Annotated in this window: 25 protein-coding genes and 1 pseudogene; 15 read left to right on the forward strand and 11 right to left on the reverse strand. The window is 50.4% G+C overall.

Annotated features, from left to right (window positions below):
* Positions 1 to 27: 27 nt before the first annotated feature.
* Positions 28 to 2,115, reverse strand: coding sequence for a TonB-dependent receptor (locus AL515_RS10890; protein WP_061067744.1), 2,088 nt, complete (start codon positions 2,113 to 2,115; stop codon positions 28 to 30).
* Between the two features lie 432 nt (positions 2,116 to 2,547).
* Between AL515_RS10890 and AL515_RS10895 the strand changes: the two genes are divergently transcribed.
* The 6 genes from AL515_RS10895 to zinT all read left to right on the forward strand — a co-directional run bounded on the left by AL515_RS10895 (position 2,548) and on the right by zinT (position 8,012).
* Positions 2,548 to 4,134 (forward strand): ABC transporter substrate-binding protein, encoded by a 1,587-nt coding sequence (locus AL515_RS10895; RefSeq protein ID WP_061067745.1) that lies wholly within the window; start codon positions 2,548 to 2,550, stop codon positions 4,132 to 4,134.
* Entirely contained in the window at positions 4,134 to 5,108 is a 975-nt protein-coding gene (locus AL515_RS10900) for an ABC transporter permease (RefSeq protein ID WP_061068819.1), read from the forward strand. Before AL515_RS10895 ends, AL515_RS10900 begins: the two co-directional genes overlap by 1 nt.
* Positions 5,098 to 5,910: an ABC transporter permease gene (locus tag AL515_RS10905; RefSeq protein WP_061067746.1), complete on the forward strand. Its 813-nt coding sequence runs from the start codon at positions 5,098 to 5,100 to the stop codon at positions 5,908 to 5,910. Before AL515_RS10900 ends, AL515_RS10905 begins: the two co-directional genes overlap by 11 nt.
* Positions 5,904 to 6,698: an ATP-binding cassette domain-containing protein gene (locus AL515_RS10910; protein WP_061067747.1), complete on the forward strand. Its 795-nt coding sequence runs from the start codon at positions 5,904 to 5,906 to the stop codon at positions 6,696 to 6,698. Before AL515_RS10905 ends, AL515_RS10910 begins: the two co-directional genes overlap by 7 nt.
* Positions 6,682 to 7,272 (forward strand): ATP-binding cassette domain-containing protein, encoded by a 591-nt coding sequence (locus AL515_RS10915; protein ID WP_048211938.1) that lies wholly within the window; start codon positions 6,682 to 6,684, stop codon positions 7,270 to 7,272. Before AL515_RS10910 ends, AL515_RS10915 begins: the two co-directional genes overlap by 17 nt.
* Positions 7,273 to 7,367: 95 nt before the next feature.
* A complete protein-coding gene (gene zinT, locus AL515_RS10920; RefSeq protein WP_161958604.1) occupies positions 7,368 to 8,012 on the forward strand; it encodes a metal-binding protein ZinT in 645 nt (214 codons plus the stop codon).
* A gap of 70 nt (positions 8,013 to 8,082) precedes the next feature.
* Here zinT and ycaC read toward each other — a convergent pair whose 3' ends face one another.
* Entirely contained in the window at positions 8,083 to 8,709 is a 627-nt protein-coding gene (gene ycaC / locus AL515_RS10925) for an isochorismate family cysteine hydrolase YcaC (protein WP_005120379.1), read from the reverse strand.
* A 247-nt stretch (positions 8,710 to 8,956) separates the two neighbouring features.
* Between ycaC and leuE the strand changes: the two genes are divergently transcribed.
* From leuE to AL515_RS10945, 4 genes are all read left to right on the forward strand, one after another.
* On the forward strand, positions 8,957 to 9,595 hold the full coding sequence (gene leuE / locus AL515_RS10930) for a leucine efflux protein LeuE (RefSeq protein WP_048212597.1): 639 nt from the start codon (positions 8,957 to 8,959) through the stop codon (positions 9,593 to 9,595).
* Positions 9,596 to 9,769: 174 nt separating this feature from the next.
* Entirely contained in the window at positions 9,770 to 10,132 is a 363-nt protein-coding gene (gene yeaR / locus AL515_RS10935; RefSeq protein WP_045441926.1) for a DUF1971 domain-containing protein YeaR, read from the forward strand.
* Between the two features lie 3 nt (positions 10,133 to 10,135).
* Complete coding sequence (locus AL515_RS10940) at positions 10,136 to 10,318, forward strand: DUF1869 domain-containing protein (protein ID WP_048211936.1); 183 nt, start codon at positions 10,136 to 10,138, stop codon at positions 10,316 to 10,318.
* Between the two features lie 216 nt (positions 10,319 to 10,534).
* Positions 10,535 to 11,179, forward strand: a complete 645-nt coding sequence (locus AL515_RS10945) for a hypothetical protein (RefSeq protein WP_061068820.1) — start codon at positions 10,535 to 10,537, stop codon at positions 11,177 to 11,179.
* Between the two features lie 52 nt (positions 11,180 to 11,231).
* Here AL515_RS10945 and fdhF read toward each other — a convergent pair whose 3' ends face one another.
* Positions 11,232 to 13,379, reverse strand: coding sequence for a formate dehydrogenase subunit alpha (fdhF, locus tag AL515_RS10950; protein WP_048212596.1), 2,148 nt, complete (start codon positions 13,377 to 13,379; stop codon positions 11,232 to 11,234).
* Between the two features lie 360 nt (positions 13,380 to 13,739).
* Here fdhF and AL515_RS10955 point away from each other — a divergent pair, with 360 nt between their 5' ends.
* Positions 13,740 to 13,988 (forward strand): GlsB/YeaQ/YmgE family stress response membrane protein, encoded by a 249-nt coding sequence (locus AL515_RS10955; protein ID WP_005120370.1) that lies wholly within the window; start codon positions 13,740 to 13,742, stop codon positions 13,986 to 13,988.
* Between the two features lie 50 nt (positions 13,989 to 14,038).
* Here AL515_RS10955 and yoaJ read toward each other — a convergent pair whose 3' ends face one another.
* Genes yoaJ through AL515_RS10970 form a run of 3 tightly spaced genes read right to left on the reverse strand, consistent with a single transcriptional unit; the run spans position 14,039 to position 15,287 of the window.
* Positions 14,039 to 14,113 (reverse strand): protein YoaJ, encoded by a 75-nt coding sequence (yoaJ, locus tag AL515_RS10960; protein WP_099530266.1) that lies wholly within the window; start codon positions 14,111 to 14,113, stop codon positions 14,039 to 14,041.
* A gap of 2 nt (positions 14,114 to 14,115) precedes the next feature.
* Positions 14,116 to 14,214, reverse strand: a complete 99-nt coding sequence (locus tag AL515_RS10965) for a YoaK family small membrane protein (RefSeq protein WP_086523648.1) — start codon at positions 14,212 to 14,214, stop codon at positions 14,116 to 14,118.
* A gap of 47 nt (positions 14,215 to 14,261) precedes the next feature.
* Positions 14,262 to 15,287 carry a sensor domain-containing diguanylate cyclase gene (locus AL515_RS10970; RefSeq protein ID WP_061067748.1) on the reverse strand — a complete coding sequence of 342 codons (1,026 nt, stop codon included), beginning with the start codon at positions 15,285 to 15,287 and terminating at the stop codon, positions 14,262 to 14,264.
* A gap of 186 nt (positions 15,288 to 15,473) precedes the next feature.
* Here AL515_RS10970 and AL515_RS10975 point away from each other — a divergent pair, with 186 nt between their 5' ends.
* Positions 15,474 to 15,722, forward strand: a complete 249-nt coding sequence (locus tag AL515_RS10975) for a putative hemolysin (RefSeq protein WP_005120367.1) — start codon at positions 15,474 to 15,476, stop codon at positions 15,720 to 15,722.
* Positions 15,723 to 15,729: 7 nt separating this feature from the next.
* On the opposite strand, the gene AL515_RS10980 is transcribed toward AL515_RS10975, so the two are convergent.
* Positions 15,730 to 16,077, reverse strand: a complete 348-nt coding sequence (locus tag AL515_RS10980; protein ID WP_061067749.1) for a DUF488 domain-containing protein — start codon at positions 16,075 to 16,077, stop codon at positions 15,730 to 15,732.
* 185 nt (positions 16,078 to 16,262) lie between these two features.
* Between AL515_RS10980 and AL515_RS10985 the strand changes: the two genes are divergently transcribed.
* Positions 16,263 to 16,970 carry a CTP synthase C-terminal region-related (seleno)protein gene (locus AL515_RS10985; RefSeq protein ID WP_061067750.1) on the forward strand — a complete coding sequence of 236 codons (708 nt, stop codon included), beginning with the start codon at positions 16,263 to 16,265 and terminating at the stop codon, positions 16,968 to 16,970.
* 36 nt (positions 16,971 to 17,006) lie between these two features.
* Here AL515_RS10985 and AL515_RS10990 read toward each other — a convergent pair whose 3' ends face one another.
* Positions 17,007 to 18,194 carry a CynX/NimT family MFS transporter gene (locus tag AL515_RS10990; protein ID WP_061067751.1) on the reverse strand — a complete coding sequence of 396 codons (1,188 nt, stop codon included), beginning with the start codon at positions 18,192 to 18,194 and terminating at the stop codon, positions 17,007 to 17,009.
* A 99-nt stretch (positions 18,195 to 18,293) separates the two neighbouring features.
* On the opposite strand from AL515_RS10990, the pseudogene AL515_RS10995 reads away from it, so the two are divergent.
* Positions 18,294 to 19,086 (forward strand): annotated as a pseudogene (locus AL515_RS10995) (AraC family transcriptional regulator); the annotation flags it as partial.
* On the opposite strand, the gene AL515_RS11000 reads toward AL515_RS10995, so the two are convergent.
* The 3 genes from AL515_RS11000 to dgcJ form a co-directional block, all read right to left on the reverse strand.
* Positions 19,069 to 19,515: a DUF441 domain-containing protein gene (locus AL515_RS11000; RefSeq protein WP_042308914.1), complete on the reverse strand. Its 447-nt coding sequence runs from the start codon at positions 19,513 to 19,515 to the stop codon at positions 19,069 to 19,071. The pseudogene AL515_RS10995 and the gene AL515_RS11000 sit on opposite strands and share 18 nt — an antisense overlap.
* Before the next feature lie 138 nt (positions 19,516 to 19,653).
* A complete protein-coding gene (locus AL515_RS11005) occupies positions 19,654 to 20,157 on the reverse strand; it encodes a YbaK/prolyl-tRNA synthetase associated domain-containing protein (RefSeq protein ID WP_061067753.1) in 504 nt (167 codons plus the stop codon).
* Between the two features lie 43 nt (positions 20,158 to 20,200).
* On the reverse strand, positions 20,201 to 21,691 hold the full coding sequence (gene dgcJ, locus AL515_RS11010; RefSeq protein ID WP_061067754.1) for a diguanylate cyclase DgcJ: 1,491 nt from the start codon (positions 21,689 to 21,691) through the stop codon (positions 20,201 to 20,203).
* Between the two features lie 165 nt (positions 21,692 to 21,856).
* On the opposite strand from dgcJ, the gene AL515_RS11015 reads away from it, so the two are divergent.
* Positions 21,857 to 22,627: a class I SAM-dependent methyltransferase gene (locus tag AL515_RS11015; protein ID WP_048211927.1), complete on the forward strand. Its 771-nt coding sequence runs from the start codon at positions 21,857 to 21,859 to the stop codon at positions 22,625 to 22,627.
* The last annotated feature ends 21 nt before the right edge of the window (positions 22,628 to 22,648 follow it).

Below are 22,648 nucleotides of genomic sequence, written 5' to 3' on the forward strand. Positions count from 1 at the left end.
TAGCCTGGCCAACAGAGGTAAGCAAAACTAGAACTGGTAGTTTAAGGATACCCAGTAGTTACGGCCCGGGTTGACGTATCCGGTCGTGGATTGTGCAGTCTGATAGTAGTCGCCTGCATAAGTACTATTGCGGCCAACCTGATACAGCGTGACGTCACTAAAGTCTTTATCCAGCACGTTGTTCACCGCCGTATTCAGCGTCAGTTCTTTGGTCAGTTTATAAGACATCCCCATGTCCAGAACGGTCCAGGCTTTTAAATTTGCACCTTTGTCGTCATACACCGCCTTTTGGACGGCGCTGAGGTTGTCGTAATTCTCCGTATAGCGTGGAGCCTTACCGCGGTAGCGAGCGCTCAGCCAGGCGTTCATATCTTCCGTTGCCTGCCAGTTCAGACGGGCGTTCGCCATGTGTTTCGGGGTATAACTCAGTGGCGCGCCTTTATTCTCGCCATCTTTTTGCTTGCTCTGGGTATAGGTGTAGTTGAGAGATAAACTCAGCGAGTCCGACCATAGCGGGAATGTACTGGCAAACTCGATACCATCGGTTCTTGCTTTACCGCTGTTGGTGTAGCTGTTGGTATTATCATCGATAGAATACGAAACGATTTTATTTTTGTATTCAGTATAGAAACCCGTGACGTTGGCGTTCAGCCCAGCGTCATTCTCATAGTAAAGCCCGGTTTCGTAACTGGTACTTTCTTCAGGTTTAAGGTTCGGGTTCCCGACGGTATTGACCGTCCCCTGTGCCGTTACGCCACTGATGCCATTATGAAGTTGGCTGAGCGATGGCGCTTTATAACCCGTTGTGATGCCGCCTTTGAGGGTCCACTCATCGGATACGTCCCAGACCATATAGGCACGTGGGCTGAGGTGCCCGCCAAAGACGTCATTATGTTCATAGCGAGTCCCCACGGTTAAGGCCAGAGAATCGAGGATATGCCATTCATCTTCAGCATAGGCCGACCATGTTTTCTGGTGGAATGTCTCGCCGGTATTGGCCAGCACGACACCGTCCTTCATGCGGGCATCCCAGTATTCTCCCCCGAGAGTCAACAGGTGCGAGTCACCTAACGGCGTCAGCAGCATGGAATCCAAAATAACGTTGGTGTTCTTCAGTTCACGTGCGTCGCCGGCCCGGCTCGCGTTCTCTGGTGTCAGTGCCGAGGAGACCAACTGGCGGCCTTTGTTCTCGGTTTCATTCCAGCCTACAGAGGATTTCCAGGTACCAAATGTTAATGCGGTATCGTGGCCGAGCGTCACTTTGTTACGCTCATAACGCAGCGTCTTATCATATCCGCCGGTCAGATTGCCAAGCTGTCCATCATCGTTATCGTAGCGTTGTCTGGCGGAATCGAGATCTAGCCACAACGTATTGCTGTCACTGGTTTTCCAGTCCAGGCGAGTGCCGATATTGTAATTCTCAGATTCCGTAGGATACGGCACGCGGGTGGAAGAGGTATCGCTCAGCGAAGTGACACTGGAGCCTTGACGCTGCGTGGTGCTGCCGCGAACTTGCATATCCAGTACACCGGCGATCAATGGGCCGCTTGACCAGAAGTTGGCGACAGTGCTGTTACCCCATTTATTACTTTCTTGCAGGTTAACGCCGGTATTAATGGACGTGCTCCATTTATCGGTGCTCTTTTTGGTGATGATATTGACAACGCCGCCAATGGCATCGGAACCGTATAACGTCGACATCGGACCGCGGATCACTTCAATATGGTCGATTGCCGCCAGTGGAGGCATAAAGCTGGTATTCATAGCTGAAAAGCCATTCGGTGTCACGTCGCTGCTACCATTTTGACGGATACCGTCAATCAAGAGCAGGGTATAGCTGGCGGGCATACCACGGATGCTAATTTCCAGACCGCCGGTTTTACCCGTGCTACTTTCGACATCCACACCTTCCACAGAACGCAGAGCTTCACCTAAATCGTTATATTTATTGGTTTGTAACTCTTGCTGTGAAATAACGGAAACGCTGGCAGCCGCATTGGTGATCTTTTTTTCGTAACCAGAAGCGGTTACTACCATCACGTCTTCAGCGAAGACAAAGGGGCTGGTAAACCCTATACAGGACAGAACGACAGAGGCAACAGGTTTTAAACGCATAGTCAAACTTCCTTTGTTAAAAATTCAAAGGCAGTAAGATAATTGATGAAAATGATAATACAAATAATTATCATTATATATTTACATAACTTGTCACTTACTGTGTCTTTCTTTAATAAATATACATAAATTGTCATGAATTTGAGGTAGGTAAAAACCGAAGCTGGTGAATAGTTTTTCCTGTAACTATTGCTTCTTATTTAATATAAAGGCGAGTAAATACGGTGATTTTGCTTAGGCACTTCAGCGAAGTGAGAGGTGAAAGTACCGGGTATTAGAAAGTCGTATGATGTTTTTTAAAAATCGTCATACTTTTCTGCGCTGCATCATTTTTTTCGACATTGCTGTCCGCCATAATCCCTTCCCCAGGAGACCGTCTAACGTAAATTGTTCGTTAAACGCGATAAAAATAACGTAAATCTGGATAAGAGAATGATTAAAGGCAAGCTGGCACTGCTGACGTGCGCACTGACTCTCGCATTAACCTCACCACTCCTCGCTGCGAAAAATGCAGACGAAGGCCAGACGTTAAAACTGGCCATTGGGCCCGAGCCGACGGAGGGATTTGACCCGATGTTGGGCTGGAGTCATGGCAGCTATCTGTTGTTGCATGCACCTGTGTTAAAGCAAAATGCGGATATGAGCTGGGGAAACCTGCTGACGGAAAAAGTGGTGACCAGTGCCGACGGCAAAACCTGGACGCTGACGCTTAAGCCCGATCTCAAATTCTCTGATGGTTCGCCGCTAACGGCTGAAGATGTGGTCTTCACCTATAACAAAGCCGCAAAAAGTGGTGGGAAAATTGACATGGGGAATTTCACCCATGCCCGCGTGATAGACAACCGCACGGCAGAAATTACGCTTAGCCATCCGCAGAGCACTTTTGTGAACGTGCTCGGTTCGTTAGGTATTGTTCCGGCAAAACAGTATGACGAAAAAACATTTGCCAAAAATCCGATTGGCGCAGGTCCTTACCGCCTGGTGAGCTTTCAACCTGGGCAGCAACTGATCGTGGAAGCAAACCCGTGGTATGCCGGTAAGAAGAATGATTTCAACCGGCTTGTGTTTGTATTCCTCGATGAGGATAACGCATACGCCGCAGCGCGTAGTGGCCAACTGGGACTGGTACGTATTGCGCCGTCGATGGCGGTGGCGCCCGCACAGCAGAATTTAAAACTGTGGGTTCGCGACAGTGTAGAAAACCGCGGTATTGTTTTCCCAATGGTTCCGGCTGGGAAGAAAGATGCTAATGGTTATCCGGTTGGGAACGATATTACAGCCGATATTGCTATCAGGCGTGCGATCAATTACGCCATTGACCGTAAGCAGCTTGCCGGGCAGGTTATGGAGGGGCATGCGATCCCCGCGTATAGCGCGGTTCAGGGGTTGCCATGGCAGGGGACTTCGGTGGCATTCAAAGATGGCGACGCTGAAAAAGCCCGGACGATTCTGGATCAGGCCGGCTGGAAAGTGGGCAAAGACGGCGTACGGGTGAAAGACGGTAAAGAGGCGCGTCTGACGTTGTGGTACGCCAGCGGCGACAGTACGCGCCGGGATTTAGCCGAGGCCGTACGTGCGATGCTGGAGCCAGTGGGTATTCAGATTTCGCTGCAGTCGGGTAGCTGGGAAACCGTCGAACGTCATATGCATGCTAATCCTACGTTGTTCGGCTGGGGGAGCCTGGATCCGATGGAGCTTTTCCATCACTACAGCGGGCAGGCGGCGGGTGTGGAGTATTACAACCCGGGCTACTACAGCAATCCGGTGGTCGAGCAACATCTCAAGCAGGCCATTGATGCACCAGACTGGCAAAAAGCGTTGCCTTTCTGGCAACAGGTTGAGTGGGATGGTAAACAAGGCGCAGGCGTACAAGGGGATGCCGCATGGGCATGGCTGCTGAATATTCAGCACACCTATCTGGCGAATCCGTGCATCGATCTGGGCAAAGGTGCACCGGAAATTCACGGTAGCTGGTCACTGCTCAATAATCTGGACGAATGGACCTGGACCTGCCGTTGATGAAGTCTGTTTTAGGCCATGTATTACGGCTGATAGTGTTGTTAGTGCTGGTCGCGGCTGGCACTTTCATTTTGCTCAGCTTTTCGCCGGTCGATCCAATCCGGGCCTATATTGGCAACGATTTGCTGCATGTTCCGCCGGAGCAATATGCACGTATTGCTGCTCGTTGGGGCCTGGATCAACCCCTGTGGGAGCGTTTTTTCCACTGGTTCTTACGCGTGCTACAGGGCGACCTTGGTTACTCGATGTTGTTTAATGCCCCTGTTGCCAGCGTGATTAAGGAGCGGTTTGCGACCTCGTTTGCGCTGCTGAGCGGTGCGTGGCTGGTTTCCGGTTTATTGGGAACGACAATGGGGTTTGTTGCCGGCCGCTACCTGAACCGTTGGCCGGATAAAGCCATCTGCCGACTTAGCTATCTGCTTTCTTCCTTACCGACCTTTTGGATTGGCATGCTGCTGTTGGCAGTATTTGCGGTACGCTGGCCGCTGTTCCCGGTCTGTTGTGCGTGGGAACCGGGAAATAACAGCGATATGGCAACGCTGACTGAACGTCTGCGCCATTTGGTTCTCCCTGTTTGCGCACTTAGCCTGCTGGGGCTGGGGCAAATTACGTTGCACACGCGGGAAAGTATCGCCAGCGTGATGAAAAGCGAATTTGTTCGTTTTGCGCGTTCGCAGGGTGACAAGGGGTGGTCGCTGTTGCGTCACCAGGTTCTGCGACACGCCATCACGCCAGCGCTATGTCTACAGTTTGCCTCGTTGGGCGAACTGTTGGGCGGTGCGTTGCTGGCTGAGAAAGTTTTTGCCTATCCGGGGCTGGGGCAGGCTACCATCGATGCCGGATTACGCGGTGACCTGCCGTTACTGATGGGGATTGTCTTGTTCAGTACCGTGCTGGTGTTTATTGGTAACTCTCTCTCTGCCTGGTTTGTCCATGTTCTGAATCGCGCGCTGGAGCGACCTGATGCTCTATAACCCGACGCCGACGCTTGTTCGTCTTCTGCTATCCGTGAGCGGCCTGTTATTTATTGCAGTATATGGCGCAGCTATGCTGGATAATCCGTTGAACGTGAATCTTCTTGTGCGTCATCTTCCGCCTGATGCGCTGTACTGGTTTGGTACCGACAATCTGGGGCGCGACCTGTGGGTTCGTTGCTTTCAGGGGGCGCTAACCAGCCTGCAAATCGGTATTGGCGCGGCGCTGTGCAGCGGATTCATTGCGTTACTGATGGCGGCGATTTCCCGTCTGCACCCACGCCTGGATGTCGTCATGCGTCTGATCACCGATGCGATGTTGTCCATGCCGCACCTTCTGCTGCTGATTTTGATCTGTTTTACCTTGGGCGGCGGGAAAAGCGGGGTGATTATGGCGGTTGCGCTCACACACTGGCCGCGGCTGGCATTGATTTTACGTGCTGAAGCGGAACGCGTTGCCCACAGTGATTACCTGACACTCACCTGGCGACTGGGGCATGGCCACTTTTACTGCTGGCGGCATCACTATTTACCTGCGCTATTGCCCCAGTGGTTAACGGGAACGTTGCTGATGTTCCCTCATGCGGTATTGCACAGTGCAGCGTTAAGTTTCCTTGGCTTCGGGCTGGCACCCCACGAACCTTCGCTGGGACTGTTGCTGGCAGATGCGCTGCGGTTTATCAGTCATGGCGACTGGTGGCTGGTGCTGTTTCCAGGGCTGATGCTATTTCTCCTTGTGATGCTATTTGATCAACTTGCCCGGGCGGTACATCGTTTATGGTTGAGAGGTGATGCATGTTGAGTTTGCGACAGATTTCGCTGGAAGTGGCGCGTTATCGCTGGTACGGCGCAAAAAAATGGTCCTCGTTGCTGCAGGATGTCTCTTTTGATGTTGCGCCGGGCCAGATGGTGGCGTTAGTGGGAGGCAGTGGTGAGGGTAAGAGCCTGCTGCTGCAATGCTTACTCGATCTGTTGCCGGAAAATTTGCGCTTTCATGGCAATATCACCCTTGATGGGAAAATGCTGGATAACAATGACATCAGGGCATGCCGTGGCAGTACGTTTAGTTATGTTCCGCAAGGTGTGCAGGCGCTGAATCCGCTGCTGTCTATTGAAAAGCATTTACGAAGAGCCAGCCAGCTTTCCGGTCAGGCGTGGAATGCAGGGCAAATTGAACACTTGCTCGAACGTCATCATCTGGAAACCACCGTGTTAGAGGCTTTCCCGCGTCAGCTTTCGGGAGGAATGGCCAAACGCATTCTGGCGTGTCATGCCGCGCTCAGCCAGGCTCGTTATATTCTTGCTGATGAGATTACCGCCTGGCTTGATGCGCCTCTGGCAAATCAACTGCTGGAACAGCTACGCGGCCTGTGTGAGCGGGGCGCGGGCGTTTTATTGGTGACACATGATCTCACTCTGGCTGCACGTCACGCAGATCGCATTGTCGCGCTGCATCAAGGAACGGTGTCGGATAATGTCAGCCGGGAACAGCTTTTACGCGGTGAAATTAGTGAACATCTAAAACGGCAATGGCGAGCGCTGCCCGAAAGAAATCAACTTTTTGGAGAGCGGTATGCTGTGCTGTCGTGATGTGTTCATTCGTCAGGGAGGTAAAATACTGTGGCAAAATCTCTCGTTCTCGTTGTCACCAGGGGAGCGCATTGGGATTTGCGCACCCAGTGGAACCGGAAAAACAACGCTGGGACGTGTGCTTGCGGGGTGGCAAAAGCCGACCTCCGGCGACGTTCTGGTTGATGACCAACCGTTGCCGCGCCATCAATATTGCCCGGTGCAGCTTGTACCGCAGCATCCGGAATTAACCTTTAACCCCAGACGGAGTACCGGTGATGCGGTTCATGATGCATGGCGGCCAGATGCAGAAACGCTTGCCCGACTGCATATTAAGCCGGAGTGGCTAACGCGTCGTCCCGGACAACTTTCGGGCGGTGAGCTGGCGCGAATTGCCATACTGCGGGCGCTCGACCCGCGTACGCGTTTTCTGATTGCCGATGAAATTACCGCCCAGCTCGATCCTTCCATTCAAAGGGATATCTGGGCGCTGCTGCTTGAAGAATGTCAGCGTCGGCCATTGGCTATGCTGATTATCAGCCATCAGCAGGCATTGCTTGATCAGCTTTGTTCCAGCAAGCTCATTGTAGCGTGAAATGAGACAAGGGCTTGCAGCTGGTCTATTGATTTAATTGATACGTTATATTATAACATTTCACTCGCAAATGATTTGAGGGTGAAATTTTGGCTATGCATTTGGAAAAATTGGCAGTCGTTCTGGGGATGCTTTTTGTTAGTAGCCAGGTACTGGCGCATGGTCACCATTCCCATGGTGCACCAATGACCGAAATAGAACAAAAGGCGGCAGAAGGCGTTTTTGATGACAAAAATGTGCAGAACCGTACGCTCGCCGACTGGGATGGCATGTGGCAGTCTGTCTATCCATATCTGGTGAGTGGCGAACTGGATCCGGTATTCAAAAAGAAAGCGGAGAAAGACAAGAGCAAAACGGCAGAGCAGGTTAAAGCCTATTACCGCAAGGGCTACGCGACCGATGTTGACACTATTGGTATTGAAAACGGCGTAATGGAGTTTCATACCGGTAAAAAGGTGGCATCGTGTAAGTATGATTATGCCGGATATAAAATTTTGAACTATACGTCAGGCAAGAAAGGTGTGCGTTATCTGTTCGAGTGTAAAGACGCTGGCAGCGACGCGCCGAAATACGTGCAATTCAGCGATCACATTATTGCGCCACGTAAATCGAGCCACTTCCATATTTTTATGGGTAATACCTCGCAGGCTGCCTTGCTTGAAGAGATGGATAACTGGCCAACCTATTACCCTTATCAGCTCAAGGGAGAAGAGGTGGTGGATGAAATGCTGCACCATTAATCCCGACTGAAACTGTTCACAAAAACCCGCCGATGTTGGCGGGTTTTTGTGTATTACACTGACAGGAACATTATTTCCCGGATGTCAGCGTGTTGTAGCTGGTCATCAGGTTGCGATAGTCAGGAATATGGTTGGAGAACAACGTTCCCAGCCCTTCAATATCGTTGCGCCAGTCACGGTGTAATTCGCAGGCCAGACCGAACCACGTCATTAATTGTACGCCGGCAGACGACATACGATTCCATGCGGAATCACGGGTCAGCGGATTAAACGTACCGGATGCATCAGTGACCACAAACACGTCGAAACCGGCTTCAATGGCAGAAAGCGCAGGGAATGCGACGCAGACTTCGGTCACCACCCCGGCAATAATTAGCTGTTTTTTGCCTGTCGCTTTGATCGCGTTAACAAAATCTTCGTTATCCCAGGCATTAATCTGGCCAGGACGTGCGATGTAAGGGGCATCCGGGAACAGTTCTTTCAGCTCAGGAACCAATGGACCGTTAGGACCCGTTTCAAAGCTGGTAGTCAGAATCGTCGGGAGTTTGAAATATTTCGCCAGATCGCCTAATGCCAGAACGTTGTTTTTAAACTTGTCTGGATCGATGTCACGGACCAGCGAAAGTAAACCCGTTTGGTGATCGACCAGTAGTACGGCAGCCTGATCTTTATCAAGACGTTTATAAGCAATAGTCATTTTTCTTTCTCCATGTGATGAGAGGGGGCCTTGCGGGCTGAATCTACTGATAAACATTAGTGGCTAAACGGGGCATTGGGTAGGCGCAAAAGTGGGTTTCATCGTTGCAAATCTGGAACGAATAATGATGTTGCAATCGGACTGAAACAGAATGCTATATTCTAAAGCTTCTCTTTCCATCCCCTGGCGCATTCGTTAGCATATTGTCTCGCAGCAAGTGCATGTGTTTTTTCAGGAAGAGGTTAACGTGTTCGCAGAGTATGGAGTTCTGAATTACTGGACGTATCTGGTGGGTGCTATTTTTATCGTGCTGGTACCGGGGCCAAATACGATATTTGTGCTGAAGAACAGCGTCGGTCGTGGAGTGAAGGGTGGTTATTTGGCAGCAAGCGGTGTGTTTATCGGTGATGCCGTATTGATGTTTCTGGCCTATGCTGGCGTAGCTGCGCTTATCAAAACAACACCCGTATTGTTCAATATTGTTCGTTATCTCGGCGCGTTTTATCTGCTGTATCTCGGTGCGAAGATCCTGTATGCCACACTGAAATCGAAAGCCAGCGACGCTGCGCCAGAAGAAGTTCCGTTTGGTGCGATTTTCAAACGTGCATTAATTTTGAGTCTGACGAATCCTAAAGCCATTCTGTTTTATGTATCGTTCTTCGTACAGTTTATTGATGTCAACGCGACTCACTCAGGGTTGTCGTTCTTTATTTTGGCGATGACGCTTGAAATAGTGAGCTTTTTCTATCTGAGCTTCCTTATTTTCTCCGGTGCGTTTGTGACACAGTATATTCGTACGAAGAAAAAACTGGCTAAAGTTGGGAATTCCCTCATTGGCTTGATCTTTGTCGGTTTTGCCGCACGTCTGGCGACGCTTCAGTCGTAACGCTATTGGCCCGCTGTTGACGGCGGGCTTTCAGTATTAAGCTGTTCCCTTCATTGAAAAATGGGATTGTTATAACCAATAAATGGTATTTTAAATATATATTTTGAAGCGTACCCTGTTCACAGCAGCGATTCAATAAGACTCGCTGGTTGTCGACTGGAAAAGGGAAGAAAAATGCTTCAAATTCCACAGAATCATATTCACACACGCTCAACGCCGTTCTGGAACAAAGAAACTGCACCTGCCGGAATTTTCGAACGCCACCTTGATAAGGGTACCCGTGCCGGGGTTTATCCTCGACTTTCTGTGATGCAGGGGGCGGTCAAATATCTCGGATTTGCAGATGAACACAGCCCGGAGCCAGAAGAGGTGATGATTATCGAAGCCGGTCAGTTCGGCGTTTTTCCACCGGAGAAATGGCATAACATCGAAGTAATGACCGACGATACCTACTTTAATATCGACTTTTTCGTGGCGCCCGAAGTGTTGATGGAGAGCGCAAATCAACGAAAAGTTGTGCGTACCGGCAAGGAGTAAATCATGGGTAAAGCAACCTACACCGTTACAGTCACCAATAACAGCAATGGCGTGTCTGTCGATTATGAAACTGAAACGCCGATGTCGCTGTTGATTCCGGATGTCGCCGCTGAAGTGGTTAAAGACCTGGTCAATACGGTTCGTTCATACGATACCGAGAATGAGCACGAAGTCTGCGGCTGGTAGATGTTAGCCTCTGCCTCTGATTGAATATTTTCGTTTTTGATTTATAAACCGCACTGCGTTTTGATGGCGCAGTGCGGTTTTTTTGTCCGTGTTAAACCTGGACATATCCGGAAAAAGATTTCTTAAGAATACCTTAAGAAATCCGCATTGATTGCTAATGTTGGATCATTCACAGGGGTTATGATCGTGAAACAGTCACAATACAGAACCTCGCTTATGAAACTGAATACCCGACTAACATTACCCATTTTCATTCTTGGGCTGGTCATCGTAGCGATCCCGTTCACTGCGAACTGGAATCTACCTTTGCTCAACGGTACTGTCGTCAGATGGATTGAGAATGGCCAGGCGTTATGGCTGCTGTTTGGTGCGCTTTTTACTCTCAGCTACATCCGGCCTTTATCACGTCCGGAAGGCGAGAAACAATTTTGGCTTTGGGCGGCTGTGTGGTGGTTGGTGTTGCTGGGTCGCAGTACCAGTTGGGGCCGTGATTATTTTCCGGAGCACCCTAAACTCCTGTTCAGAGCTATCTCAGTGGTATTGATTGCGATGATTATTTTGCCTGTTCTGATATCAAAACACTTACGCCAGGATATTGCCCGTCGCTTACGCAATGAACCGCTGCCGCTATGGCTGTTAGCGATCACCACCTGTGCATTTTTGATCTCCGATACGGTAGAGCATCATCGTCTGCTGGCCCCTATCTTTTTGCACAATGCGCAGTACGGCGATCTCATTGAAGAGCTGTATGAACTCCCGTTTATGGCGGGATTGTTTCTGATGAACCTCGGTTTTATGCAGCGGGACAAGCAGGTGGAATCAGCTGCCATTCGCTTTAGTGAACCACAGCTGGCGAAATAACGAGAAAAAGCCTGAGTCTGGGAAGTCAGACTCAGGCGGCCTGGGCGGTGACTTACTCAATGGCCTCGCACAGGCGTGATTTCATGTCGCTATACGTTTGTGCGGCATACTTCTCTGCCCATCCTTGATCGCTAATGTGCTCAATATTGACGGCACAATATTTGGTTTCCGGGGTCTTCGAGATGGGGTCCAGATTATCCTGGGTCAACTCATTACACGCGCCAATCCACCATTGATAGGTCATATACACCGTTCCGGTGTTGATGCGTTCAGAGACATCAGCCCGACTGATAACCTTGCCACGACGCGAACTGACCCATACCAGGTCACGATGACGAATACCTAATTTTTCTGCATCATGGGTATTGATTTGCACATACCCAGGCTCATCGGCCAGGGCCTGCAATGCTGCGCAGTTGCCGGTCATCGAGCGGCACGAATAGTGGCCGACTTCGCGCACAGTGCATAATACCATTGGGTACTTTTCATCAGGTACTTCTGCAGGAGCACGCCACTGTGCGGCAAACAATTTACCTTTGCCATTGGCGGTATCAAACTGGCTGTGTGCATACAGATACGGCGTACCTGGGTGATCGAGTTCCGGGCATGGCCACTGTACATGACCCATATCACCCATTTTTTCGTAAGTCACGCCGTAGAAGAGCGGGCATAGCTCGCGCATCTCATCCCAGATTTGCTGGTTACTTTGATACTGCATCGGATAGCCCATTGCGGTGGCCAGCAGACTGATGATTTCCCAGTCGCGTTTGACATCCCCCGTAGGTTCAATCGCCTGTTCAAACCGCTGGAATCCGCGGTCGGCGCAGGTAAAGACTCCGCCATGTTCGCCCCAGGAGGTGGCCGGCAGGAGGACGTCGGCCATTTCCGCTGTCTTGGTCATGAAGATATCCTGCACGACAATAAAATCGAGCGCGTTAAACCCTTCGCGGACCAGACCTAAATCGGCCTCGGTTTGCAACGGATCTTCCCCCATGATGTAGTAGGCTTTAATTTTGCCTTCGATAGCCAGATGCGGAACTTCGGTGATGCGCGTCCCAACCTTGTCATCCATCTGATTAACGTCAATCCCCCAGGCGTTGGCGAATTTCTCCCTGACGGTGAAATCGGTCACGTCCTGATACCCTGGGAACTGGTTAGGCAGCACCCCCATATCGCACGCGCCCTGCACGTTATTTTGCCCACGCACCGGCCCAACGCCGACGTTAGGGCGTCCCAGGTTGCCGGTCAGCAACGCCAGGCTCGACAAGCCACGAACCACGTCAACGGCCTGACCAAATTGGGTGACGCCCATTCCCCACATCACAGTTGCCGAGGGCGCTGCGGCAAAAGTACGCATCGCCTGACGAACCTGCTGTGCGGGAACACCCGTTAAATGTTCAACGGCTTCAGGCGCATAGTCCTTCACGGTTTCCCAGTATGTTTCCAGTCCTTCCGCATGCTTTTGCACATACTCGCGATCGTAAAGTTGCTCTTCGATAAGCACATGGCCAAACGCGTTGACCAGCGCCATATTACAACCGTTTTTCAACTGCAAATGTTGGTCAGCGATACGAGCAGTTTCAATACGACGTGGGTCGCAGACAATGATTTTTGCGCCGTTCTGGCGAGCTTTAATGACCCGGCGAGCCACAATCGGGTGCGAGTCGGCACAGTTGTAACCAAAGATCAGCAGGCATTTTGAGTTTTCAATGTCGCTGATGGAATTGCTCATGGCGCCATTGCCTAACGTTTCCTGTAACCCGGCAACGGAAGGGCCATGGCAGACACGGGCGCAGCAATCGACATTATTGGTATGGAGAACACCACGCGCGAATTTTTGCATCACGTAGTTGGTCTCATTCCCTGTTCCACGTGAAGATCCGGTGGTCATGATGGCGCGAGGACCATAGGTATTTTTGATATCGGATAAGCGTTTTGCGGTGTAACGAATGGCTTCATCCCAGCTAACGGGAGTGAATTTCCCACCTTTTTCATAACGGATCATCGGACGAGTCAGACGGGGAGTAAGAAGGCGAGTGTCGTTAAGAAAGTCCCAGCCATAGTAGCCTTTCAGGCATAACTGGTTTTGGTTCGTTACACCCTCTGCGGCTTCGGCGCGGATGATTTTGTTATTTTCAACAACAAGCTTGAGCTTGCACCCGGCCCCACAGTAAGGGCATACACTGGTGATTTTTTTCATCAATAACAGACCTGTTAAATGCTGAAATAGCGCGAATTGTAAGCGGAGCCACGCGATACGCATCGCGGACTACGATTTGTCATAGTGACAGGCTGTTTAAGCATAAAGTGTGCCAGAAGTGGAAACCCAGCAATGGCAGGGGCTGAGGGGGAGTCAGTAGACCTGAATGACTGACGATTCGACATTAATGACGAGCTACGTCAGGGCAAATGCCGCCATCGAATGGTTTAACCTTATGAAAGATCAGAAAAAGATGAAAATAACAGGTGATATTGATCACAAATTTTAATTTTTCAGCGCTATGCTATGCTTTTATACAACGAGTGAATCGTTAACTTAAAAACATAAGCGAGGGATATTATGGGCATTATTTCATGGGTGATTTTCGGTCTTATCGCGGGGATTTTGGCAAAATGGATTATGCCGGGTAAAGATGGCGGCGGATTCTTTATGACCATTATCTTAGGGGTTGTTGGTGCGGTAGTGGGCGGTTGGATCAGTACCTTCTTTGGTTTTGGTAAAGTCGATGGGTTCAACTTTGGCAGTTTCGTCGTAGCCGTTATTGGTGCGATTGTGGTGTTGTTTATCTACAGAAAAATCAAAAGCTAAGCAAACATACTGACAATAAAGGCCACTGATAAGTGGCCTTTATTGTCAGATTACCACCAGCCCAGTTCCGTTCCCAGCACGACAATAATGGCCACGCCAATCATAATAAGCGTTGTTTTTTTCATCGTTATGCTCCTGGTGAGGCGTAGCCGCCAATAAAGAACCAGGACAGGAAAACGACAGCGGAAATGAAGATAATAACGGGGAAAATAATACCGAGTCGCATACGCTTATCTGCCAGAATAATTTAAAGACGATTAAGCATAACAGGGCTTAATGTACGACAAAAGCGGTTTTATCCTGGCGTTTCTTATCCTGATACATCGCACTGTCTGCAAGATGAAGTGCACAGTTGACGTCTGTCTCCAGCGGGTCAATTTCTACAACTCCCAGACTGGCTCCCGGATAATACAGACAGATATCACCCAGGTCATAGTCACCGCAAATTAGCTGCTGTAAGTGGTTTTTCACGCTTTGCAAACGAACACACGGCGACATTTCGATTCCCCCTGACAGGCTGGCGACTAAAAATTCGTCACCGCCCAGACGACCAAGAATATCATTCTCACTGCATCCACGGCGTAAACGCTGGCCAATTTGGATCAAAAACTGGTCACCGACTTCGTGCCCAAAACGATCGTTGATCAGTTTGAAATCATCTAAATCAATATAGGCGACAATAATTTTGTGCCTCAGGTGGCGTGCCAGCGAGAAGAGGGTTTCGATATTTTCAAATATTGCCCGACGGTTAGGTAGCCCGGTCAGAACGTCAGTGTAGGAGTGGGCGATCAGCGCAGCATTCGCTTCACGTAATTGAGCAACCAGCGATTCTTTCTGAATAGACTGCGCTATCAGGCCCGCGAACAGATGCAGTACCTGTTCACCTCGTTCACTAAGCGGTTGTTGCTGACGACTGGTGGCGCAGAGGGTGCCATAGAACGTGCCATCGGGCAGGTGGACAGGAGTACTCAGAAAGGTTGTGATCTCCAGCGCGCGTGCGGCGGTACATTCTGGCCAACGCGCGGGAACGTTATCGCTATACAGACAGTTTGCGTCTATTGCGCGCTTGCAGAGTGTCTCATCCCACGGCACTGACAGCCCTTCGGGGATCTGCATTTGCTTACTATTACGCGCATACAGAATATGCTGCAGACGCGCATCTAAATCGACCTTAGTAAGATAGGTCGACTCCATCTCAGTCACTACCTCCAGCATCTCCAGAAGTTGCCGAACCAGACTCTCAACAGACTGCTCTGTGGCTAATGATTGTGAGACTCGGGCAAGGATCATGTCTGACATGAGAGGCAAATACTCCAGAATGCTGATAAGTCCTGTATTGCCCGCATAATAGAACATCGGAGGGAAAGATGAAACACGCTATCCGGGTCAAAATGTAGACATGGGATTGAAACTCGTCAGTAAAACATGGAGATAGGTGGGGAGTCGGGGTACTCTTCCAGTGTAACGTTTTTAACAGGAGTGAATATGAAACTTGCCTCTATTGTTGTGCCCGGCATTTTGGTGCTGGCGGGGTGTTCCACATCACCTGAAGCACCAGTACCACCGAAAATTGGCATGGCGAACCCGGCATCCGTATATTGTGAGCAAAAGGGCGGCGTGCTGGTTGCGGTGCAGACACCGCAAGGCGTAAGGTCGGATTGCAAACTACCCGGTGGCGAAGTTATTGATGAATGGGCGCTTTGGCGCAGAGATCATCCGGCAACGGGCAAATAACCCGCTGTCACAATTGACGTAACCACTCAGCCAGAACCAGCGCATGGTTTTGCTGTGTATCCTTCGCTGCATACAGCAGCGTTAACGGCTGTTGCCGGGCAATGTCCGCGAGTCGCTTGCCTTCCTGCTGTTGCTGGGCAAGTTCTGCGCGGTATTGCTCGGAGAAATGAGCAAAATCGATGATATCTGCGTGGAATGCCTTACGTAAATCAGATGAGGGCGTCAGCGCTTTATCCCATTCATTGAAAACAAGATCGGTTTTTTTCACCCCGCGCGGCCACAGCCTGTCGACCAGAACACGATAGCCATCACTTTTTTCTGCCGGGTCATACACGCGTTTACACTGAATATTCATCTCTTAATCCGCTCCGTTAAGCTACTGAACTCGTCTTCACTACGGCTAAATAAGATCGTAAAACGTGACCATTATAGCATTTTGGCCACATAGACTCTCAATTTAAGGGATTGTGGTAACAACAAAAAATCGGTAGGCTGAGGCTCCTTATGTTGTCCCTCATTGTCTGGACATAAGGAAAGTTAATGGAAATTTCCCCTGTTAAAGATACGCTTCGCATTGCGCTGGTGGGCGATTACAGCCCCGATATTGTGGCGCACCAGGCTATTCCCCTTGCCATCGATGATGCTGCTGCCGTTCTGGAATTAGTGGCTGATTATGACTGGCTCACCACATCTGATATTAGTAGCGGCGAAGATTTAGTCGGCTATGATGCCATCTGGGTGGTCCCTGGCAGTCCTTACCAGCACCCGGAAGGCGCGCTGACGGCAATACGTTACGCCCGCGAAAACAGCATTCCATTTTTGGGCACTTGTGGCGGTTTTCAGCATGCCATTCTCGAGTATGCTCGCAATGTGCTGGGCTGGCGTGATGCTGCGCATGCGGAAACAGAGACCTCGGGCCGTATGGTGATTGCACCGCTGACCTGCTCGTTGGTCGAAAAGACGGATGATATTGAACTGCGCGCGAATACGCTGATCGCCAGAGCCTACGGACGGGATGCCATTACAGAGGGGTATCACTGTAACTATGGCGTGTCGGAAACTTTTGCCGCTGAGCTTGAAAGCGGCGATCTGCGAGTGACGGGCTGGGATGACTCTGGAGATGTTCGCGCTATTGAACTGGTGACACATCCGTTTTATGTCGGGACGCTTTTTCAGCATGAACGAGGGGCACTGGCAGGAAAGCCTGTACCGCTCGTCCAGGCACTGCTGCGCGCGGCCAGAGGATAACAACTGGGCAGGTTGCTTATTCACCTGCCCGGTGTATTACGTGCTGGCGATCTCTTTGTCGCGTCCTGAACAGACGCCAAACACGGCCATGATGAGAGCGAGCAGTGCGACGCCAACCAGCGGGATCTGCCAGCTATCGTTAAGATCGTGAATTTTCCCCATCACCGGCGGCCCACATGCGGCCAGCAAATATCCGACAGATTGCGCCATGCCTGATAGCGCGGCAGCCTGGTGCGCTGAGCTTGCACGTAGCCCGATAAAGGTGAGACCGAGGATCATCGTGGCACCGGAACCAAAGCCAAACAGCACGGTCCACAGGGCCGCCTGCCCGGGCATAACAGCAAACCCTGCAGCGCCAACAGCGCACATTAACGAGACCAGTGCGGCGATAGTACGCTGATCTTTAAACCGATACAGAACGAGGGGGATCAGTAGCCCGGGAGCTGCGGTCGCCAGTTGCAGCAAACCATGCAGCGATCCCGCCTGTGCCTCACTGTAGCCGTGGCTGATCATAATGGCGGGTAACCAGCCGATAATGACATAATAGATGAGTGAGTTGATGCCCAAAAACAGCGTGACCTGCCAGGCGAGACTGGAGCGCCAGATCGCGCGGGAGTGCAACGCTCGCGAATTACTGAGGCTGGCATTGGCCGTCTGGCGCCATTGAGGTAACCAGATCAATAACGCCAGCAGCGGAAAGATCATTAACATCATCAGTGCGCCGCGCCAGCCAAAGCCATTTAACGCCAGCGGCACGACCATTGCCGACCCCAGCGCTGCTGCAGCGCCCATCGTTAACGAATACGCCCCGGTAAGCTTTGCCACATGCTGTGAAAAATCACGCTTAATGAGTCCCGGCAAAAGGACATTTCCCAGTGCGATGCCACAGCCAATGACTGCCGTCCCACCAAACAAGGCTCCGGATGAAGGGAGCGAACGTATAGCAATACCCACACAGATCAGCAGCATGGCTGCTAACAGGCTGCGCTCAATGCCCCAACGGCGCGCAACGGCGGCAGCGAGGGGGGATACCAGCGCGAAGGCCAGCAGCGGCAGGGTAGTCAGAAGTCCCGTCTGGGCGGTACTCAGGCCGTAGTCGGCGCGAATGGTATCCAGCAATGGGGCTGTACCGGTAAAGGTGACGCGTAGTGTGGTGGCAATCATCAGGATCCCCGCGATCAGCAGCGCTGCGCTTTTGCCGCGGGAGGAAGGTGTAGTAATCATTTTTTTCTCATATCGTCAGGCGAGGCGATACTTTAGCGTTTTTACACTATGGATGAATCAAGCTAAAATGACAGTTTATCGCTAAAATAGGACATTCTTATGTTGGGGCTGAGACTGGATGGGTATCAACCCGATCTTTACCACGATGCCGCCGTGGCTTTTTGTATTCAGGCTCAGGAAGATGAACTTTTCAGCCCACTGCATCAACACCGCAAAGGTCAGTTAATCCTGGCGTTGCATGGTGCAATTACCTGCGAAGTGGAGAACGCCATGTGGATGGTGCCGCCGCAATATGCGGTGTGGATCCCTGGCGAAATTCCACACAGCAACCACGTTACCGTGGGCGCGCAATTGTGTTTTCTGTTTATTGAGCCGCAGGCTGTCGTGATGCCTGAATGTTGCTGCACGCTGAAAATCGCTCCGTTATGTCGGGAACTTATTCTTGCGCTGGCGAACAAAACGGATGCCCAGCTCTGTGAACCAGCTACCCAGCGGTTAACGCAGGTGTTGTTTGACGAACTCCCGCAGCAGCCACAGGAGCAAATGCAGTTACCAGTATCCGATCACCCGAAAATTCGCAAGATGGTGGCGACGATGGCGCAGGAACCTGCACAATGGCAAACACTGGGGCAGTGGGCCAACGTGTTTGCCATGAGTGAGCGTAACCTTGCTCGTCTGGTTGTCAAAGAAACAGGATTAAGCTTTCGCCGCTGGCGTCACCAGCTACAGCTGATCCTGGCGCTGCAAGCTCTGATCGACGGGCACAATGTACAGCAGGTTGCTCAAATGCTCGGTTACGATTCAACGACCGCGTTTATCACCATGTTCAAAAAAGGCCTGGGACAAACGCCAGGCCGTTATCTGGCAGGATTGACTACTGCTTCCCAACAATCAACGAGACCAGACCTGCCGCAATGAGCGGTCCCACTGGCACCCCGCGAAACAGCGCCACGCCCAGAACCGTGCCCACCAGTAAACCGGCGACGAGTTGAGGCTGGCTACCCATCAGCGTGACGCCGCGCCCGCCAAGCCAGGAGACAACAACGCCGACGGCGATAGCGACCAGCGACTTCCAGTTTACAAAGGAGTGAATAAGCGTAGAGGGGGGCAGCGTTCCGCTGGCGATCGGCGCCATGACGCCAATGGTCAGAATAATAATCCCAACGGTAAGCCCCTGCTTTTCAATCCACGGGAAGAATGTATTCAGCGGAGTAACACGGACGATTATCAGCACCAGAATTGAAACGGCGACAGTGGTGTTGTGGCTGACAAAGCCCAGAGCTGCCAGTCCGAGGAGGATCAGCAGAGTGACATCAAACATCGTAGTTTCCTTGCCAAAAGAAAAAATAAGCCTGCTTACTGTACGCGTAAACGCGTGACGGAACAGGCTTTTTTTAATGATTATGATTTTTTTTGGGCTAACGCACGATGCGACGTTTTTTACTGCTAACGCAGACCGTTATTGTTCGCGGCGGAAAGGGATTAATTCAGGTTGCGCGATACGCAGGTAATCTGCGGTATCCATGATCACAGATTTTTCCAGCAACCCGGCATTAAACGCAATTTCATGAAAACGCTCAAACAATAGCGGATCGGCGACCAGCTTGAGATTCGGGTGGAAGCTAAACGGCGGGATCGCGCCAAATACACAGCCGGTAAGTTCATCGACTTCCGCCGGGCTGGCAAGCGATGCTCTTAACCCACCAATATGACCCGCTAACAAACTGAGATCGGCCTGCTGGTCAGCGGGCAAAATTGCCAACACATGCTGATTAACGCCGTTGCCTTTGACCTTACAGACCAGGGCTTTTGCTCCCTGGCCGAGCGCGGTACCACGAGTTTCAGAAACTGCCTCACATTTGCCGACGGCTTCATGGCTTACCACGCGGTACGTTGCGCCTTGCTCTGACAACAGCGAAATTAAACGCTGATGCGTTGCGTTACCTTTGTTCACTTCCGTCATGACTTACTCCTGGTACAACAATGAAAATCCTGCAGAAAAATAATCACGCACCGGCGCGTTTTTTCTGTTTGTTCAGATAGAGCTGTGCATCAGATGCTTTGTAAGCATCATCAATAGTGTCGTTCGGCTGCATATTATAAACCCCGGCGGAGAAGCTGATGGAAATATCATGCGCAATAATTTGTAAGTTATAGCGAATTCTCTCTAGCAGGCGGGGCGTTAAATCACTGGGATGGTCGATGAGGATGATACAAAACTCATCGCCGCCGAGGCGGATGGCGTAGTCGCTTTTGCGAATGGAACTTTGAATGGCTTTGGCCAGATGAGTGATAATCCGATCACCTTCTTTATGCCCTAACGTATCATTGATGACTTTCAGCTTATCGCAGTCGATGGCGATAAAGGTGACGAGAGTGCCCGTATTGACCAACTGCTGCAAACGTTGTTCGAGCGTCGGGGTTAAAACTTTCCGATTGTAGAGTCCGGTCATGGCGTCACTGATATTTTCGCGCGTGACGTTGTGATACAACCGAAAATGCGTTCTGACCAAATTCAACAGCAAAATTGTTGCCAGCAGATAGAAAGCGAAGATTTTCCAGGATGAGACAATAAAGTACATTAAATCAAGCGTTAAAGTGATGCGTATGCCGCCTGGAATGTCCTTCTCGTAGTGAACATAGTGAAACAGGTTAGTCTCACTTTGGTGAACGAGAATCTCTTTACCGGAGCTGGTATCCGAGAGCGTAACGTTAAGATAGCGCCATACCAGAGGCCGGTCGCTGGTATAAAAGATATTCTTTAAATTCTCTTTGTTGATATCCACCATTACTACACCTTTTAACTTACCGGTAGAGTAGACCGGCGTTAAAAAGCTCATCACCTTTTTCCCGGTCAGGTTATCCAGATAAATACTGGAGATCACCGTACGCCCCGTGAAAATACCGTCAATATCATTCTGGTCGATGCCCAGGGTGCCTTTTTGCAAAAACGTCCAGTTATGTATCGCAAATTGGCGCGAGTCGATTCGATCATAGAAATAGACGTAGTTATTTTTGAGGTCGACGTAATATCGGAATTTATACTCCAGCGTACCTAATCCCTGACCGTAATCTTTCTGCTCACGATTAGCGTTTACCGCCTTATCAAAAGAGGGCAGCAGGAATATGTCTTCAAGTTGTTCGCTACATTTCGTTGAGGTGGTTTGCAGCGTCCCGTGTAATGGCGGGTAGTTATGCTCTGTGAGATTGAGTCCATGAGTGCCGTTAACGCTGTCGAAAGCGGTGCAAAGTGCTTTTTGCTGTTCGACAGACGCGGGTTCATGGGGGGATGAAAATGTGCGCATCAGATGGGCGGCAATACTTTGATTAGTATACTTATCATAAAGAAACGATGAGTCGGCTTTCTCATTGATATAGCGCATGTACGCATTCATCGCTTTATCGCTGGCAATGAGCTCATAAACCAAAAAAGAAGACGTCAAAACAATTACGCTAACGGAGATAAAGAGCCTGAGCGCTTTATGATGCAATTTCATAATGATTTACAGCCCTGTAAGTCTGATACTTCAGTCTATCACACGGTATAGCTCCTCTCTAACGCTACGCGGAAGGACATTTTGTAATAAAAAACATTCGTACTCTTCACCTTTAACTCTTAATGTTGTATTTATAATGCAACTTATAGAAAAGGAGACAGGCAGATGAGCACGACTGAAAAAGCGGGCCATACGTTCTTAGCCAGCCTGGGCAAAACCCGTCTGCGTCCGGGGGGCATTGAAGCAACAGAGTGGTTGTTCAGCCAGTCACAGCTGGCGCCCGACAGCCAGGTGCTGGAAGTGGCCTGCAATATGGCCACCACGGCGATAGAGATAGCACAACGCTTTGGTTGTACGGTCTACGCTATCGATATGGATAAAACCGCGCTATCAAATGCCAGAAATAATGTGGCAGCAAATGGGCTGGAAAATCACATTCATGTGATGGCTGCGAATGCCAGTACCCTTCCTTTTGCGGATAACAGCTTCGATGTGGTGATTAACGAGGCCATGCTAACAATGTATGCCGATAAAGCGAAGGCGAAATTAATTGCCGAATATTATCGCGTGTTGAAACCCGGCGGTCGTCTGTTAACCCACGACATTATGTTCACCACTCAAAGACTGGACGCGAGCGAGCAGGGCAAGCTTGTGGAGGTGGTGAAATCAAACGTGAGTCCGATGACCAGACAAGGCTGGCGTGAGTTATTTCTCAACTGCGGTTTTGAACAGGTCATGCAGCAGAATGGCGCTATGTCGCTGATGTCGCCAGGAGGATTAATTCGTGATGAGGGAGTTACTGGGGCGATTAAAATTATGTTCAACGGTTTACGCACTTACGAAAATCGCCGTCGGTTCCTGAAAATGTTTCGCTTCTTCCGTTCGCAACGTCATCAGCTAAACTACATTGCCTGCTGCTCTGTTAAGGGAAAATAAAAACAGGATGAGGCACTATTT

The sequence above is a fragment of the Citrobacter sp. FDAARGOS_156 genome, assembly GCF_001559235.2.
In the GTDB taxonomy this organism is placed as follows: domain Bacteria; phylum Pseudomonadota; class Gammaproteobacteria; order Enterobacterales; family Enterobacteriaceae; genus Citrobacter; species Citrobacter youngae.